Source organism: Aminobacter niigataensis (genome assembly GCF_014200015.1).
Classification (GTDB): Bacteria; Pseudomonadota; Alphaproteobacteria; order Rhizobiales; family Rhizobiaceae; genus Aminobacter; species Aminobacter niigataensis.
The window spans coordinates 166,704-181,125 of sequence record NZ_JACHOT010000008.1 but is presented as its reverse complement, the minus strand read 5'-3'; the positions used below and the strand labels follow the sequence as shown (position 1 = coordinate 181,125).

At 63.9% G+C, this 14,422-nt stretch carries 13 protein-coding genes; 4 read left to right on the top strand and 9 right to left on the bottom strand.

Annotation, left to right across the window (positions count from 1 at the left end; genetic code table 11):
• Window positions 1–86 precede the first annotated feature (86 nt).
• The 8 genes from GGQ99_RS22890 to GGQ99_RS22855 form a co-directional block, all read right to left on the bottom strand.
• Entirely contained in the window at window positions 87–1,265 is a 1,179-nt protein-coding gene (locus GGQ99_RS22890; RefSeq protein WP_183264287.1) for a serine hydrolase domain-containing protein, read from the bottom strand.
• A gap of 28 nt (window positions 1,266–1,293) precedes the next feature.
• Window positions 1,294–2,490, bottom strand: a complete 1,197-nt coding sequence (locus tag GGQ99_RS22885; protein ID WP_183264308.1) for a serine hydrolase domain-containing protein — start codon at window positions 2,488–2,490, stop codon at window positions 1,294–1,296.
• A gap of 63 nt (window positions 2,491–2,553) precedes the next feature.
• On the bottom strand, window positions 2,554–3,576 hold the full coding sequence (locus GGQ99_RS22880; protein WP_183264286.1) for an extracellular solute-binding protein: 1,023 nt from the start codon (window positions 3,574–3,576) through the stop codon (window positions 2,554–2,556).
• A gap of 123 nt (window positions 3,577–3,699) precedes the next feature.
• On the bottom strand, window positions 3,700–4,734 hold the full coding sequence (locus tag GGQ99_RS22875; protein WP_108607164.1) for an ABC transporter substrate-binding protein: 1,035 nt from the start codon (window positions 4,732–4,734) through the stop codon (window positions 3,700–3,702).
• A gap of 17 nt (window positions 4,735–4,751) precedes the next feature.
• Window positions 4,752–5,552, bottom strand: a complete 801-nt coding sequence (locus GGQ99_RS22870; RefSeq protein ID WP_183264285.1) for an ABC transporter permease — start codon at window positions 5,550–5,552, stop codon at window positions 4,752–4,754.
• Window positions 5,545–6,465, bottom strand: a complete 921-nt coding sequence (locus GGQ99_RS22865; protein ID WP_183264284.1) for an ABC transporter permease — start codon at window positions 6,463–6,465, stop codon at window positions 5,545–5,547. The genes GGQ99_RS22870 and GGQ99_RS22865 overlap by 8 nt, the downstream gene beginning before the upstream one ends.
• Before the next feature lie 3 nt (window positions 6,466–6,468).
• Window positions 6,469–7,563 carry an ABC transporter ATP-binding protein gene (locus GGQ99_RS22860; RefSeq protein ID WP_183264283.1) on the bottom strand — a complete coding sequence of 365 codons (1,095 nt, stop codon included), beginning with the start codon at window positions 7,561–7,563 and terminating at the stop codon, window positions 6,469–6,471.
• 133 nt (window positions 7,564–7,696) lie between these two features.
• The gene (locus GGQ99_RS22855) at window positions 7,697–9,373 is read right to left on the bottom strand and encodes an amidohydrolase (protein ID WP_183264282.1); all 1,677 of its coding nucleotides are present in this window, start codon (window positions 9,371–9,373) and stop codon (window positions 7,697–7,699) included.
• A gap of 260 nt (window positions 9,374–9,633) precedes the next feature.
• Here GGQ99_RS22855 and GGQ99_RS22850 point away from each other — a divergent pair, with 260 nt between their 5' ends.
• Both GGQ99_RS22850 and GGQ99_RS22845 read left to right on the top strand, forming a co-directional pair.
• A complete protein-coding gene (locus tag GGQ99_RS22850) occupies window positions 9,634–10,308 on the top strand; it encodes a TetR/AcrR family transcriptional regulator (RefSeq protein ID WP_183264281.1) in 675 nt (224 codons plus the stop codon).
• Window positions 10,305–11,336, top strand: a complete 1,032-nt coding sequence (locus tag GGQ99_RS22845) for a histone deacetylase family protein (protein WP_183264280.1) — start codon at window positions 10,305–10,307, stop codon at window positions 11,334–11,336. The genes GGQ99_RS22850 and GGQ99_RS22845 overlap by 4 nt, the downstream gene beginning before the upstream one ends.
• A 4-nt stretch (window positions 11,337–11,340) precedes the next feature.
• Here GGQ99_RS22845 and GGQ99_RS22840 read toward each other — a convergent pair whose 3' ends face one another.
• Complete coding sequence (locus tag GGQ99_RS22840; protein WP_183264279.1) at window positions 11,341–12,525, bottom strand: TMEM43 family protein; 1,185 nt, start codon at window positions 12,523–12,525, stop codon at window positions 11,341–11,343.
• 297 nt (window positions 12,526–12,822) lie between these two features.
• Between GGQ99_RS22840 and GGQ99_RS22835 the strand changes: the two genes are divergently transcribed.
• Window positions 12,823–13,635 (top strand): helix-turn-helix transcriptional regulator, encoded by an 813-nt coding sequence (locus GGQ99_RS22835; protein WP_246389704.1) that lies wholly within the window; start codon window positions 12,823–12,825, stop codon window positions 13,633–13,635.
• Entirely contained in the window at window positions 13,632–14,387 is a 756-nt protein-coding gene (locus tag GGQ99_RS22830) for a helix-turn-helix transcriptional regulator (RefSeq protein WP_183264278.1), read from the top strand. The genes GGQ99_RS22835 and GGQ99_RS22830 overlap by 4 nt, the downstream gene beginning before the upstream one ends.
• The last annotated feature ends 35 nt before the right edge of the window (window positions 14,388–14,422 follow it).

Here is a 14,422-nt window from a genome sequence, read left to right as displayed (position 1 = left end):
CGGCGCCGCCCTTCCTCTTCTCCCCAACGGGAGAAGGTGGCCGCGGAGCGGCCGGATGAGGGGCCTGCTCGAAGCCGGTCGACCCCTCAAACCCTTGCGCAGATCGCCTCGAAGAACGCGACATTGTCGAGGTCGAGCGGATCGTCCACCGGCAGCGCCTGCGACGACATCTTGGAAATCACCACCTCGGCCTTGGGGTCGACATAGAGCCACTGGCCATGGATGCCGATGCCGCAATAGGCGCCGCTAGCGTTGGCGCTCTGGTACCACTTGTTGCGATAGCGCCCGTGGGCGAACAGGTTGGTCATGGTGCCGCGCTGCCAGGCGGCAGCGTCGCCGCCATGGATCGTATCCTCCACCCAGGCCTGCGGCACGATCCGTCCGCCCTCCGCCACACCGCCATGCCGCATCATCTCGCCGACGCGGGCAAGGTCGCGCACCGCAACCGAAACCCCGCCCGCGGCACGCGCCGAACCCTCCTTGTCGACGGTGACGAAGCCGTCACGCCTGGCGCCCAATGGCTTCCACAGCCTGTCGGACATCAGCTCGGCATAGCGCTGGCCGGAGGCGCGCTCGACGATGATGCCGAGAAGGTCGGAATTGGGCGAGCGGTAGCGGAAGGTCTGGCCATGCGGTTCGTCCAGCGGCTGCAGGGCGATTAGAAACTCACGCAGCGATTCCGCCCCGCCGCCGGGGTTCCACATCGTGGCGCGGCGATAGCGCGCGAACAGGCTCTCGGGATCGAGATAGGCCTCTTCGAAATCGAGGCTGACCGTCATGTCGAGCACATGGCGCACGGTGGCATTGGCATAGACCGAGCCTGCCGCTTCCGGCACGTAGTCGGTCACCGGCGCGTTCGGGTCGAGCCTGCCCTCGCCTTCGAGGCTGCCTGCGAGGATCGCCGTCAGCGACTTCGAGATCGAGAAGATGATGTGCCGCGCATCGGGTTTCATCGTCGGCGCGAACCAATCGCCGACGAAACGGCCCTTCTTCATCACCGCCAGCGCATCTGTCGACGAGCGCGAGAGGAAGCCGGCGACGGTTTCGTCATTGCCGTTGATCGCAACGCTATCGTCGAGCAGCCCGCCCAGATCGACCGGCGCTTCTTCAATGTCGCCATCGCGCGCCGCGATGCGCGCACTCGGCACCATCTCGCCAGCGTTCTGGAACGACCAGCTATTGTATGGCTGCTCGCGCCAGTTGCCCAGGCTCACGTCCTGGCGGGCGAAGCCGAACATGCGCTCGAACGCGGTGGATGACGTCATGATCTTTCCTTGCTGCTGAATATTCCCGTCAGGCCAGTGCGGCGGCGATTGCATGCACAGCCTTCAAGGTCGCCACTGAATAGGGCACGGAGGTGAAGTCAGGCCAGGTCGACAGCTTCACCGTCACCATTCGGGTCGCCCAGTCGATATGGATCAGCTGCCCGAACACGCCCCGGCACATCAGGGCGCGCGAGCGCGGATCCTCGATCCAGAACTGGTTGCGGTAGCTGGCATCCGGCATCGAAGTGCTGAAGTTCGGGCCGTGAACGCCGTTCCGCGTCTCGGCAATCCAGTCGGCTGGCACGATACCGGCGCCATCTTCCAGGATCGCCTGGCCAAAGCGGGTATAGTCGCGCAGCGTCGCGTTGAAGCCGCCATCGGCTATCGCATAGCCGGCGCTGTCGACGGTGAAATGGGCGCTCTCCTCAGCGCCGATCTTCTGCCACAGCTCTTCCGAGACCAATTGCGCCAGCCGCTTGCCCGTCGCCCGCTCCATGACGAAGGCGAGCACGTCTGTTTCAATCGAGCGGTATTCGAAGGCAGCGCCATGCGGCCGCGTGGTTTCGGTCAGGCGCAGGATCAGCTCGAACATATGCTGCGGCCAGTGAAAGTCGGGGTCGGTGTCCGAGGGAACGGGCTTCCAGCCGCCGGCGACATCGACCTGGCCGATGTCCGAATAGGGGTCGGTATAGGCCTCGCTGAAGCGCACGCCGGTGGTCATGTCGAGCACCTGCTGGAGGGTCGCACCTTTCCAGCCGGTCGTTGCCAGTTCCGGCAGATAGTCGGTCACCAGCTTCTTCGGGTCGACGATGCCACGCCCCGCCAGGATGCCGAACGTCGCTCCCGTCACAGACTTGGCCACCGATTGCGACAGATGCGGCGTGCGCGGCGTCATGCCGTTGAAATAGCGTTCATAGGCGATGTTGCCGTCCTTGAGCACCAGGAAGCCGTCAGTGTAGGTCTCGTCGAGCAGGCCCGAAAGCGTCGTCGGCTTGCCCTCGCTGTCAACGACCGCCAGCCCGTCCAGGTCGGTTTCGGCGCGCGGCAATGCACGCACCGGCCCTTCGCCGCGCCACACCTCCACCGTCGGCACGATCTCGCGTACATGCTGGAAGGCCCAGCGGTTCCACGGCGGCATGTCCCACGCCGCTTTCGGCACCGGCATCCTGGGCGGCGAGCCCTGCATGATCGGCGGCACGGTTTCGCTGTTGCGGTAGGAGCTCATGGCATCACCCTCGCGCTGTTTCTGGGGTTCGGCGCGGACGCCGAACCCCATCGCAAAAGTCACTTACTTCTGCAGATCGGTCCAGATCCGGGTGTAGAGCGCATCGGCTTCCGGCGAGCACATCAGTGCCATCGTGCCATGCGCCTTGCTGGCCTCCGGAATGACGATCTCCGGTGCATCCTTCATGTCATCAGGCATGAATTTCTCCGACCCGGCAATGCCGTTGGCATAGCGATGAAACGCCGAAAGCCCGGCCGCGACCTCGGGATCCATGATGAAGTTCTGGAACAGCTTCGCGTTCTCGACATTCGCGGCGTCCTTGAGGACGACGACGTTGTCGCTCCAATAGGTGAAGCCTTCCTTCGGATAGCCGAAATGCACTTCAGGACGCTCCAGGCGGATACGCAGTCCTGCGCCGTTCCACGTACTGGAGGCCTTGAAGTCGCCGGCCTTCATCTTGTCGACGGCGCCATATTCCATGGCCACCCAGTTGGGCTTGGCGGCAACCAGCAGGTCACGCGCCTTCTTCAGCACTTCCTTGTCGGTCGTGCACTGTTCGCCGCCGACATAGCGGACGGCCGCCGTGACCACGTCCTTCATTTCGGGAACGACGTTGACCTTGCCCTTCAGCTCTTCCGGCGTCTCGAAAATGATCTTCCAGCTGTTGATGTCGCCCTTGTAGGCCTCGGTGTCGACCACCACGCCGACGGTGCCCCAGGCCCACGGCACCGAATATTTGCGGCCCGGGTCGAACTCGGGGTTGGCCCATTCGGACGCGACGTTCTTGAAGTTCTCCATGCCGCCGGGATTGGTTTCGAGCAGCAGGCCTTCGTTGATCCAGATCGGCAGGTGCGTCTGCGAGGGAACCACGATGTCGAAGCCGCTGCCGCCCTGGCGTGCCTTGGCGAGCGCGGTCTCGTTCGAGTCGTAGTCGGTGACCGTCACCTTGACCTTGTACTTGTCCTCGAATTTCTTGATGACCTCGGGGTTGGTGTAATTGCCCCAGTTGTAGATGTTGAGCTGCCCTTCGGCCCGGCCAAGACCGGTCGCCGCAAGCAGCGCAATCGCCGCGACAGTGGTGGACATCAATGGTTTCACAGCGGGACTCCTTTTTATCTGAGCTGTGATGACCCTGCCAGCGGCAGGCTAAAAGTCCATCGCAGCCGGACGGGGTCCGGCTGCGATGGTTCCTTGCGAATCCGGCAGAACTTACTTCTGCAGTTCGGTCCAGATCTTGGTGTAGAGCGCCGTCACTTCCGGCGCGCACGTCTGCAGGATTTCGCCGTTCTTCTTGAACTCCTCAGGCACCACGACTTCCGGCGCCGAGGTCATGTCGGCCGGCATGAACTTCTCCGAGCCGGCGATGCCGTTGGCGTAGCGGTGGAAGGCCGAGTTCATCGCCGCGTTTTCCGGATCCATCATGAAGTTCTGGAACAGCTTGGCATTCTCGACGTTCGCGGCGTCCTTCAGCACCACGACGTTGTCGCTCCAGAACTGGAAGCCCTCGACCGGGTAGCCATAGTGGATGGCCGGATTGGCCAGACGCTGACGCAGAACTGAACCGTTCCAGTCGCTGGTCGCCTTGAAGTCGCCGGCGCCCATCTTGTCGATGGTGTTGTACTCCATGGCGATCCAGTTCGGCTTGGCGGCCACGAGCACGTCGCGCACCTTCTTCAGTACTTCCTTGTCGCCGGTGCACTGCTCGCCACCGACATACTTGATCGCGGCATGCATCACGTCGTTCATCTCGGGGACGACGTTGACTTTGCCCTTCAGCTCGTCCGGCGTATCGAAGACGATTTTCCAGGTGTTGATGTCGCCCTTGTAGAACTCGGTATTGACGCCAACGCCAACGGTGCCCAGCGCCCACGGCACGCTGTAGTGGCGGCCCGGATCAAAGGCAGGATCCTTCCACTCGGGCATGACGTTCTTGAAATTCTCCATCTGGTCGGGACGGGTCTCGAGCAGCAGGCCTTCCTGGATCCAGATCGGGATGTAGGTCTGCGACGGCATGGCGACGTCGAAGCCGTGGCCGCCCTGGCGCACCTTGGCGAGTGCCGTGTCGTTCGAGTCGTAGTCGGTCACCGTGACCTTGACGCTATGCTTCTCCTCGAACTTCTTGATCATGTCGGGGCTGATGTAATTGCCCCAGTTGTAGATGTTCAGCGCGCCCTCGGCCGAGGCAAGGCTGGTCGAGGCCAGCAGCGCCAGGCCGACCGCCGTCGACATGGATTTCAGGTTCATCATTTCTCTCCCGTTGATTAATCCCGTTTCCTGCTCAAGAAGAAGAACAGCGTGACGATGACGACCGACAAGAGCAGGAAGACGGTCGAAATCGCATTGACCTCCGGCGTGATGCCGCGGCGGATTTGCCCCAGCATGTAGGTCGGCAGGGTATCCTGACCGCCCGACTTGACGAATTCGGTGATCACCACGTCGTCGAGAGAGATGACGAAGGCCAGCATCAGCCCGGCGATGATGCCGGGCCAGAGCAGTGGCAGCGTCACGCGGCGAAACGCCTTCCACGGCGTGGCGTAGAGATCGGCGGCCGCGCGTTCGAGCGTCAGGTCCATGTTCTCGAGCCGCGCCCGGATCGGCAGATAGGCGAAGGGGATGCAGAACGCCGTATGCGCGGCGATCAGGTAGCCGAGGCCCGAATAACCCGTGGCGATCTTGATCTGCGCAAAGAAGATCAAGAGTGCTACGCCGGTGACGATCTCGGGCACCATCAGCGGCTGGTTGATGAAGGCGTATTTGAACGTCAGCCCGCGATAGGCTCGTGTCCGCGTCGTCGCCAGCGCCGCCATGGTTGCCGCGATCGTCGCGATCACCGCCGCAGACGAAGCAATCTTCAACGAACGCAGCGAGGCGTCGATGACCTGGTCGTTGTTCCAGGCGGCGGCGAACCAGCGCAGCGAGAAGCCGCCCCATTCCGACACGGAGGTCGACTCGTTGAAGGCATACGCCACCAGCACCGCGATCGGCACGTAGAGCAGCACGAAGCAGGCCGCAGCGATTGCGGTAAAGCCGGTCTGCTGGCGGATCGAAAAACGCTTAGCCATGGCGCGCCTCCGATCCGGACGTGTTGCGGACATAGACCAGCAGCGCCACCATCACGATCGCCATGACGGTGATCGACAGCGCAGCGCCCAGTGGCCAGTTGCGGCCCTGCCCGAACTGCAGCTCGATCAGGTTGGCGAACATCATGTTCTTGCCGCCGCCGAGAACGCTGGGCGTGACATAGGCGCCGATGGCCGGGATGAAGACCAGGATCGAGCCTGCGATGACGCCGGGCCTGACCATCGGGAAGATGATCCGCTTGAGCACCTGCCAGCGCGTGGCATAGAGGTCGTATCCGGCCTCGACCAGCCGGAAATCGAGCTTTTCCATGCTGGCATAGAGCGGCAGCACCATCAGCGGCAGGTAGACGTAGACCATGCCGACCATGATGGCGAAGTCGGTGTAGAGCATCTGGATCGGCTGGTCGATGATGCCGAGATTGATCAGCGCCGTGTTGATGATGCCCTCGTTACGGATCACCTGCAGCACGGCAAAGGTGCGGATCAGAAGGTTCGTCCAGAACGGGATGGTGATCAGGAACAGCCAGATGTCGCGCGTCCGCTCCGGCCGCGTGGCGATGAAATACGCCGTCGGAAAGCCGAAGATCAGCGTCGCCACCGTCGCCATGATGGCAAGCTTCAGCGACCGCCAGAAGATGGTGAGGTGGGCACCGGCAAACGACAGCGTGTCGTCGAAGATATCGCGTTCGAGAAAGACCGATACCCAGCCTTCGGTCGAGAACTTCCAGACCACGTCGCCGTAGGGTCCGGGCGTCAGGAACGAATAGAGGAGCACGATCAGCAGCGGGCCGGATGCGGCCAGCAGGATGATGATCAGCGCCGGCGCCGACAGAAACCAGCGGTTCCTGACCTCCCGCGCCTCTGCCTGCTTTTCGATTTCGGCTGCGGTCGCCATGGCTCAGTCCTTCAGGATCTGGGCCGCATCGTCGCCGATGACGATGCCGACGCGCTGGCCGCGCTCGAAGCTCGTTCCAGCCCCCCGCGCGTTCTGCTGGCGGACCGTGAACGTCTCGCCGTCGTCCAGCCTGATGTGAACATGCGTATCGGTGCCGAAGTAGACGACGTTTTCGACCACGCCCGAAATGTCGCCACCGTCTTTGACGGCCTTGGCATGTTCGGGCCGGATCACCACCGTGGCTTCGCCGTCCGGCTTGAAGCCGTCGGGCAGCGTCGCCGAGATCGTCGCGCCCGACTTCAGCGTCACCTTGGCTCTCCCCTCCTCGATGCTGTCGATCCGCGCATCGAGGAAGTTGGTCTCGCCGATGAAGTCGGCGACGAAGCGTTCGGCCGGCCGGTCGTAGATGTCGCGCGGGCTGCCGACCTGCAGGATCTTGCCCGACGACATCACCGCGATGCGGTCCGACATCGTCAGCGCCTCCTCCTGGTCATGCGTGACGAAGATGAAGGTGATGCCGGTCTCGTGCTGCAGGCGCTTGAGTTCGATCTGCATTTCCTTGCGCAGCTTGTAGTCGAGCGCCGACAGCGGCTCGTCGAGCAGCAGCACCTTGGGCTGCGGCGCCAGCGCACGGGCGAGCGCCACGCGCTGCTGCTGGCCGCCCGAGATCTGGCTGGTGCGGCGCTTGGCGAGCTTTTCCATGCGCACCAGCTTCAGCATCTCGGCGACACGCGCGTCGATCTCGGCGCGCGGCTTGCCCAGCATCTCCAGGCCGAAGCCGATATTCTGCGCCACCGTCATGTGCGGGAACAGCGCGTAGGACTGGAACACCGTGTTGACCGGCCGCTTGAACGGCGGCAGCGGCGCAATGTCCTCGCCGTAAAGCATGATCTCGCCATCCGACGGAAAGTCGAAGCCGGCAATCAACCTCAGAAGCGTGGTCTTGCCGCAGCCGGATGGCCCGAGCAGCGTGAAGAACTCGTTTTCCCTGATCGACACCGAGACGGTGTCCAGCGCCGCGACCTGCGCCTCTCCCGTTCCAAAGACCTTGCGAACCCCGCGAACTTCAATCGCATTCTTACCCGGTGTAGCCGGCACGCAAATCGCCCCATTGTTTCCGTCCACCTTCACAGTGGAACTTTTTTCCCCGTTCGATTGTCACCACACGCCGCTAGGCTTGGCAACAACGGCTCGCAGTCCACACACGCCACGCCATCGCCGGCCTGCCCCATCAGGCCTGGTAGGTCACCCTGCCGCCACAGACCGTCGTCACCGGCCGCACCTCATGCAGCACGGCAGCATCGGTCGCTTCGATGTCGGCGGACAGCACGACCAGATCGCCGAAGAAACCCGGCTTCAACCGGCCCTTCCTGTCTTCCATGAACTCGGCATAGGCACCCTCGACGGTGTAGCCGGCCAATGCCTGGTGCAGCGAAACGCTCTGGTCTGGCATGTCTTCTGCCCAAGGCTTGCGCAGCATCGCCGCCTGCATGCCGGCGATCGGGTCGATCGGTGCCACCGGCCAATCGGAAGCGAACACCACATGTGCTCCTGCCTCGATCAGCGTCCGTGTCGGATAGGCATAGGGCCAGCGTGCGCGCCCGATGCGCGAGACCGTCGGCTCCAGCGGAAAGGTCATCGCGCCGGGCGGGTGCGGCGGCTGCATCGAGGCGATCGCGCCGAGGTCGACGAAGCGCTGGATGTCGGTCGCCGTCGTCAGTTCGACATGCTCCACGCGGTGGCGGCTGTCACGCTTGCCGTTGGCCTTTTGCGCCGCCTCGTAGCCGTCGAGCACGGCGCGCGTCGCCCCGTCGCCGATCGAATGCACTGCGATCTGAAGGCCGCGCCTGTCGATCTCGACGGCGATGCGCTTGAACTCTTCCGGCGAAAACAGCGGCTCGCCGACCCAGTCCGGCCGGTCGGCATATGGCTCGATCATTACGGCTGTCCAGGAATCGAGCACGCCGTCGTAGAACAGCTTGACCATGCCGGACGACAGCCACTCGCTGTCATAGCGGTTGGCCATGTCAGTCGCCTTGTCCAGCATGTCGAGGGTCATGAAGTTCTTGTAGTGGAACGGCACCTTCACCCGGCAGATCAGGTCGCCCTCGGCCTCTACCTCCGACAGAAGCTCCAGCTGGTAGTAGTTGCCATCCATGTTCTGGATCGAGGTGATGCCGTGCCGGGCGCACCAGTCGAGCCCGCGGCGCATGATGGCGCGGTCGCCGGCACGTTCTTCCGCATTGGGCATCGGGTCAGGCTCGCCGCCGGTCGACAGGCCGAGCCGAACGCGCCCCTCGCCTGCGAGCTTCAGCACCGGGTTGAACGCCTCGTTTTCGCGCAGCTCGCCCTCGGCCAGGCCGTCGGCGCCCATGACGATCTCGTTGCCGGGCGTCAGTTCGCGCCCGTGCAGCACGTCGGCCATCTCGAGCGCACGTGTGTTGGCCCAATAGGTGTGATGGTCGGGCGCCGCCATCAGGAACGCCCGGTCGGGAAGGATGGCGTCGAGGTGATGCCGCGTCACGCGCTCGCTGCCAAGAATGGTGTAGTCGGCGCCTTGCCCCACCAGCATCCGCGCATCGGGCCGCGACCTGGCGTAGGCCTGCACCGCAACGCGAAGCGCCTCGAAGCCATGCACGCCGGAAAGCTGCAGATGGGCGAGTTCGGCAGCACCCGAAAACAGGTGCATGTGCGCTTCTATGAAGCCCGGCACCACCGACCCGCCGCGCGCGTCGATGACCTTTGTGTCGGGCCCGCGCAGTGCTTCGATTGTCGTCTTGTCGCCGACAGCGGCGATCAGGCCATCCTTGATGGCCACCGCTTCCGCAGCGGGCTGGGCCGGGTCCATGGTCAGCACGCGGCCGTTGATGACGATCAGGTCGGCATTGCGAACCGTTTGGACAGACATCGCGACTCCGCGCACTTGACTGACTGAGGCCGTTCACCCTCGCATCGGCTGCCCCCAATTCCCAAGGGGATGGCGCAACCAGACTGGAAGGCTGAAGCCGATCCGCTGACCCCAGGAATTCCTCGCGTTTCCCTGAAGACAGCAACACGAAAAAATGCGACTAATTATTCGCGTTTGTCAATATGCGGGATTTTTCGGATGCGTTGTGGAGGACGCCCCCGTGTATGATGCGCGCGCCTAGGGAGCGAGAAGATCATTCCGTGAATCGCAGTCTCAACTGGAAAACCAGGACAGCGCTGACACCGCGCAAGCAGCCGCGACAGGAACGCTCGAGCAAGGTGGTCGACCGGATTCTCGATGCCGCTCTGATTCTGACCAGGGAACAGGGGACCAAGACCCCGACGACGCTCGCCATTGCGCAGCGCGCCGGCTTGTCCGTCGGTTCGGTCTATCAGTACTTCCCCAACAAGGAAGCCATTCTTCTGGATCTCGCCCGGCGCTGGCTCGCAGCCTTTCCCGAGGTGATCGCCAGGCGCATCAACGCTCCTCGCCCCAACAGCCACGAGACGTTTCAGCAGGAAGTCGACAAGCTCTTCATCGACACCTCCAGGCTCTATCTCGACAATGCCAACCTGATGCCGGTCATCGAGGCCATTACCGGCAACCCCGACCTGAGGCCCATCCAGAACGAATACGACGACCAGATCATCGCCCTCTACGCGGCCTGGCTGCAGCATGTGAACCCCGCACTTGAGGACCAGGTCGCCAGTCGGCTGGGCGTAGTGATGATGGAAGTCGGCCACGTCTGCCGGCTCGTCGGGCTCAAGCGGGACCGCAAGGCGTTCGATCTCATCCAGGACGACGTCAAGACCATGTGGCTCGCACTGGTCATCCCCTATCTCGACCTCGACCAGAACAAGGAAGGATTTTCATGAAGACAGTCTTTTCGCCGCTCCATGCCGGCCACGGCGGCCAGATGGAGCTTGTCGCCGGTGCCATCGTGCCCGGCTTCGAGAAGCCCTCGCGGGCCGAGATCATCAGAAAGCGGGTCGAAAGCGAGAAGCTCGGCCCGATCCTGGCGCCCGAAATACATGACCTCACCGCTGCAAAGCGCGTGCACGCCGCCGACTACATCGACTTCCTGCCGACCGTCTGGCCGCAGTGGGAAGCCGCCGGCAAGTCGGGTTCGGCGATCCCCTTTGCCTGGCCGACGCGCGGCCTGCGCGGCGATGTCCCCCCGCGCAACATCGAGGCCCTGCTCGGCTTTTATTCCTTCGACGGCGGAGCGAGCTTTGTGAAGGGTACCTGGGACGCCATCAAGTCGTCTTATGACGTGGCGCTGACCGCAGCCCAGCTGGTCAAGGCTGGCGAACGCGCTGCCTTCGCGCTCTGCCGCCCTCCCGGCCACCATGCCGGTGCTGCCTTCATGGGTGGCTACTGCTTCATCAACAACGCCGCCGTCGCCGCGCAGTGGTTCCGTGATCAGGGCGCGACGCGCGTCGCCGTTCTCGACGTCGACTATCACCACGGCAACGGCACGCAGGAAATCTTCTACGATCGTCCCGACATCCAGGTCATCAACTTGCATGGCGACCCGATGACCGAGTACCCGTTCTTCCTCGGCCACGCCGACGAGCGCGGCGCGGGCGCAGGCGAAGGCTTCAACCTCAACTACCCCCTGCCTTTCGGCACCTCGTGGGCAAAGTGGAACGAAGCACTCGAGGATGCCTGCCAGAAGCTCGCCGCCTATGCGCCGGACGTCGTTGTCGTCTCGCTCGGCGTCGACACCTTCGAGAAGGATCCGATCAGCCAGTTCAAGCTGACCAGCGCCGACTATCCAAAGATCGGCGCTCGCATCGCCAGGCTCGGCCTGCCCAGCCTGTTCGTCATGGAAGGCGGCTACGCCGTCGACGAGATCGGCATCAATGCCGTCGGCGTGCTCACCGGGTTCGAGGGCGACTGACCGTTCAGGCCGTCGCGCCCGCCTGTGGCGGCGCGGCGGCCAGCTTACGGCGTCCGAGCCGCGTCAGCAGCAGGGCGACCGCCAATCCAGCCACGGCGATGCCGATTGCCAGCAGCGGCCTGTACCAGAACCACGCCACCGCGATCGTCGCCGTTCCCACCAGCAGCGCCAGCACGAACGCGATCAGCCCCGTGCCCATGCGCACGATCGAGCCGACGAACGGGATCACGTCGGCCAGCACGCCAAGCGGCGCCAGCAACAGCCCGAAGCCGAGCGCCAGGAGCAGCAGGCAGCCTGCGCGCACCAGCCAGGTGACGATCGTGTTGACGCTCACCGCCTCGGCAAACATCTTCTCCGCCGGCACCCTGCCGGTGTCGACCATCAGCAGTTCGTCGCCGGCCACCGTCTGGTAGGGCGAAAACCGGTCGCCGGTCTGGCGCCCGATGACGCTGATCTCGCCCAGCGGAACCAGCTGGTAGCCGATGCGGTAGTCGCCGATGCCAGGCGAGGTCGGATTGGCGCCGATGAAGATGCGTCCATCGACAATGCTGACGCGCTCCGTGCCGGAATAGGCTGCGGTGATGTCGGCAAGCTGGCTTGGTGTGATCGTCAGCGGATCGGTGTCGCCGATGCGGTCGAGCATCGGCTCGTCGAGTGTGAACGCGCCGAGCTTGCCTTCATGGATCTGGAAAGACCGCGAGCCGAGCTCCATCGACGGGTTCTGGTGGTTGGCCGGCTGCTTGAACTCCGCCGAGGCGATCGGCCGGTCCTGCCACTCCTTGGCATAGCTGTAGGTGGTGACCGTCTCTTCGCCGCCGCCAAGCTTCGTGTTCGTCTCCGACTTGGAGTTCTCGACCCACTGGAACATCTCGACATTGCGCACCAGGCGCACGCCTTTGGCCTCGATCGCAAAATCCGGATCGCCGACCCCCTCCGAAGAGGTCAGCGGGCCCGTGGTGTGCACCAGCTCGCCTTCGTTGACCGCATCGACCTTGTCGACGGGCACCGACACCACGGCACCCGCACCCTCGGCGAGCGAGCGCGCGGTGGTCACCGCCCGGCCCTCGTTCCAGAACAGCACGGCCACCATCGCGACGGCCAGGATCAGGCCGACCAGCACGCCGCCGACCGCGCGCTTGATCCGCCCGAACCAGGACACGCTGGTCACTTCACGAAATTGGTCGCTCATTGCATTCCCCTGCCGCAGTGGACGCAGCGTTAAGCCGAATGCCCCGACCGATCAATGGCGATTTTCGACCGCACTTCCCCAGCATTTGACGGGCCTTCGGTACCGCGCTGAGTCTGTTGGAGGACTCTGAATTAACTTTTTGTCAATTCTGTTTGCGGAGCGATTCGCGAGGGGTTAGATTGAACCCGAATCAGCCGGTCCTCGGGGGGCGCGGCGAACCACCAACTCTCTGAAATGCCGGGAACTTTCCCGGTGGAGAGCGCGTCAGGCTTCGCGCGACCAGCACGGATTCGGCCGATGGGTACCTCAGGTGTCCGCGTCGCGTTTTTTCGCCCAAGTGAAGTGATTTTCGACCCGGTTCAGGCACCAGCCTTTTCCGGCCTCAAATGGATTCTGGCCAAGTACCGCATGACCGCCCTCGCAGCCCGCAACGAACAGACGACCGTCGCAGCAAGGCTCGCATCGCGCAGCGATCTCACGGCCTTTTTCATGAATATGACCGACGAGATCGGTGCCGACGGCTACATGCTCGTCGCGATTCCCCAGGACCAGGACCGCGACAATCTCCAGATCATCGCCTCGAACTGGATCTACGACGCCATCCAGATCGCCGGCCACGCCCTTATCGCCGGGCTTGCCCAGAGCCCCTTCGCCAGCGCCCCGGGCGTCCGCCCGCAGAGCCTGATTGCCGCGCAGGCTCCCGCCGTCCTGGGCGGAGAGGAAGCCCGCCTGCTCGACGTCCTCGGCCATGCCGAGATTTTCGCCCTCAGGCTGCATGTCGGCCGCCAGCGCCTGTTCGTGCTGTTCTCCGCCGCCGAGGCCGGCCGCATCGATCCCGCCGCGATGCCGCGCACCCAGCTCGAATGCTGCTATGCGCTGTCCCAGGCACCGGCCATCCTCGCCGCAGCGACGATGCGGGACCCGCTCTCCGACCGCGAGCGCGAGTGCCTGTTCTGGGTGTCCGAGGGCAAGACCACCGATGAAGTCGCGCTGATCCTTGGCGTCTCGTCGAACACGGTCAACAGCTACATCACGCATGCGATCCAGAAACTGTCGGCCTCAAATCGCGCCATGGCGATTGCGACCGCGATCAGGAGCGGCATCATTTGAGCTACGCCCAGTCAAGGCAGCCTGGCCGCGCACTCGACCTCAGGCAGGACGTTTCGGCCGCTGGTCGTCCACCCAGCCAGCACGCCGTTACCCTCGCCGATGCTGCCAAGCGTTGCCGCTGGATAGCGATCGATCTCGGCGCGCGCGACTTCGCGCTCTGCCTTGCCGGCTCGTCCTCCGACAGCAGCCGGCTGACGCCTGTCTTCGATTCCGACTATCCCAGCACCATGTCCGCGGCCCGACTGCTCGGCGGCGGCATAGGCGAACATCTGATGCGCCACATCAGGCAGTCGACGGCGCCCTGCTGGTGGGCCGACGATGCCGACGCTGAAAAGCCGTTTTCGCAGCTCGCCTGGACGAGCCGGATCGAGCCCCTGGCGCAGAGCGGCCGCGGCATCGCCTTCCCCGTCTATACCGACGCCGGCCAGGCGGGACTGCTGATCTTCGCCGGTCCCGATCTGGCACCCAGCCCGCATTCGCTGCACGACCTGCACGGCCGCTGCTTTGCGCTGTTCGGCGCGGTTGCCAGCCTCGCTCCCGGCCGCTCGTCCGACATGCCGGCAATGTCGCGCCGCGAGATCGAATGCCTGAAGCTCACCTCGCGCGGCTACACCAGCGAAGAGATAGCCAAGCTGCTCAAGCTGTCGGTCCACACCGCCAACCAGTACCTCACCCAGACGACGCAGAAGCTCAATGCGGTCAACCGCATGCATGCGGTCGCCAAGGCCCTGCGCATGGGCTTGATCGACTAGGCTGTATCGAGAACCAGGTCAGGCAGCACCTGAAT

Excerpts from the sequence above, each read along its gene's own strand:
- GGQ99_RS22855 (WP_183264282.1), bottom strand. The coding sequence starts at position 9,373 with ATGTCTGTCCAAACGGTTCGCAATGCCGACCTGATCGTCATCAACGGC.
- GGQ99_RS22870 (WP_183264285.1), bottom strand. The coding sequence starts at position 5,552 with ATGGCTAAGCGTTTTTCGATCCGCCAGCAGACCGGCTTTACCGCAATC.
- GGQ99_RS22840 (WP_183264279.1), bottom strand. The coding sequence starts at position 12,525 with ATGAGCGACCAATTTCGTGAAGTGACCAGCGTGTCCTGGTTCGGGCGG.
- GGQ99_RS22875 (WP_108607164.1), bottom strand. The coding sequence starts at position 4,734 with ATGAACCTGAAATCCATGTCGACGGCGGTCGGCCTGGCGCTGCTGGCC.
- GGQ99_RS22880 (WP_183264286.1), bottom strand. The coding sequence starts at position 3,576 with ATGTCCACCACTGTCGCGGCGATTGCGCTGCTTGCGGCGACCGGTCTT.
- GGQ99_RS22885 (WP_183264308.1), bottom strand. The coding sequence starts at position 2,490 with ATGAGCTCCTACCGCAACAGCGAAACCGTGCCGCCGATCATGCAGGGC.
- GGQ99_RS22845 (WP_183264280.1), top strand. The coding sequence starts at position 10,305 with ATGAAGACAGTCTTTTCGCCGCTCCATGCCGGCCACGGCGGCCAGATG.
- GGQ99_RS22890 (WP_183264287.1), bottom strand. The coding sequence starts at position 1,265 with ATGACGTCATCCACCGCGTTCGAGCGCATGTTCGGCTTCGCCCGCCAG.
- GGQ99_RS22835 (WP_246389704.1), top strand. The coding sequence starts at position 12,823 with ATGGGTACCTCAGGTGTCCGCGTCGCGTTTTTTCGCCCAAGTGAAGTG.
- GGQ99_RS22865 (WP_183264284.1), bottom strand. The coding sequence starts at position 6,465 with ATGGCGACCGCAGCCGAAATCGAAAAGCAGGCAGAGGCGCGGGAGGTC.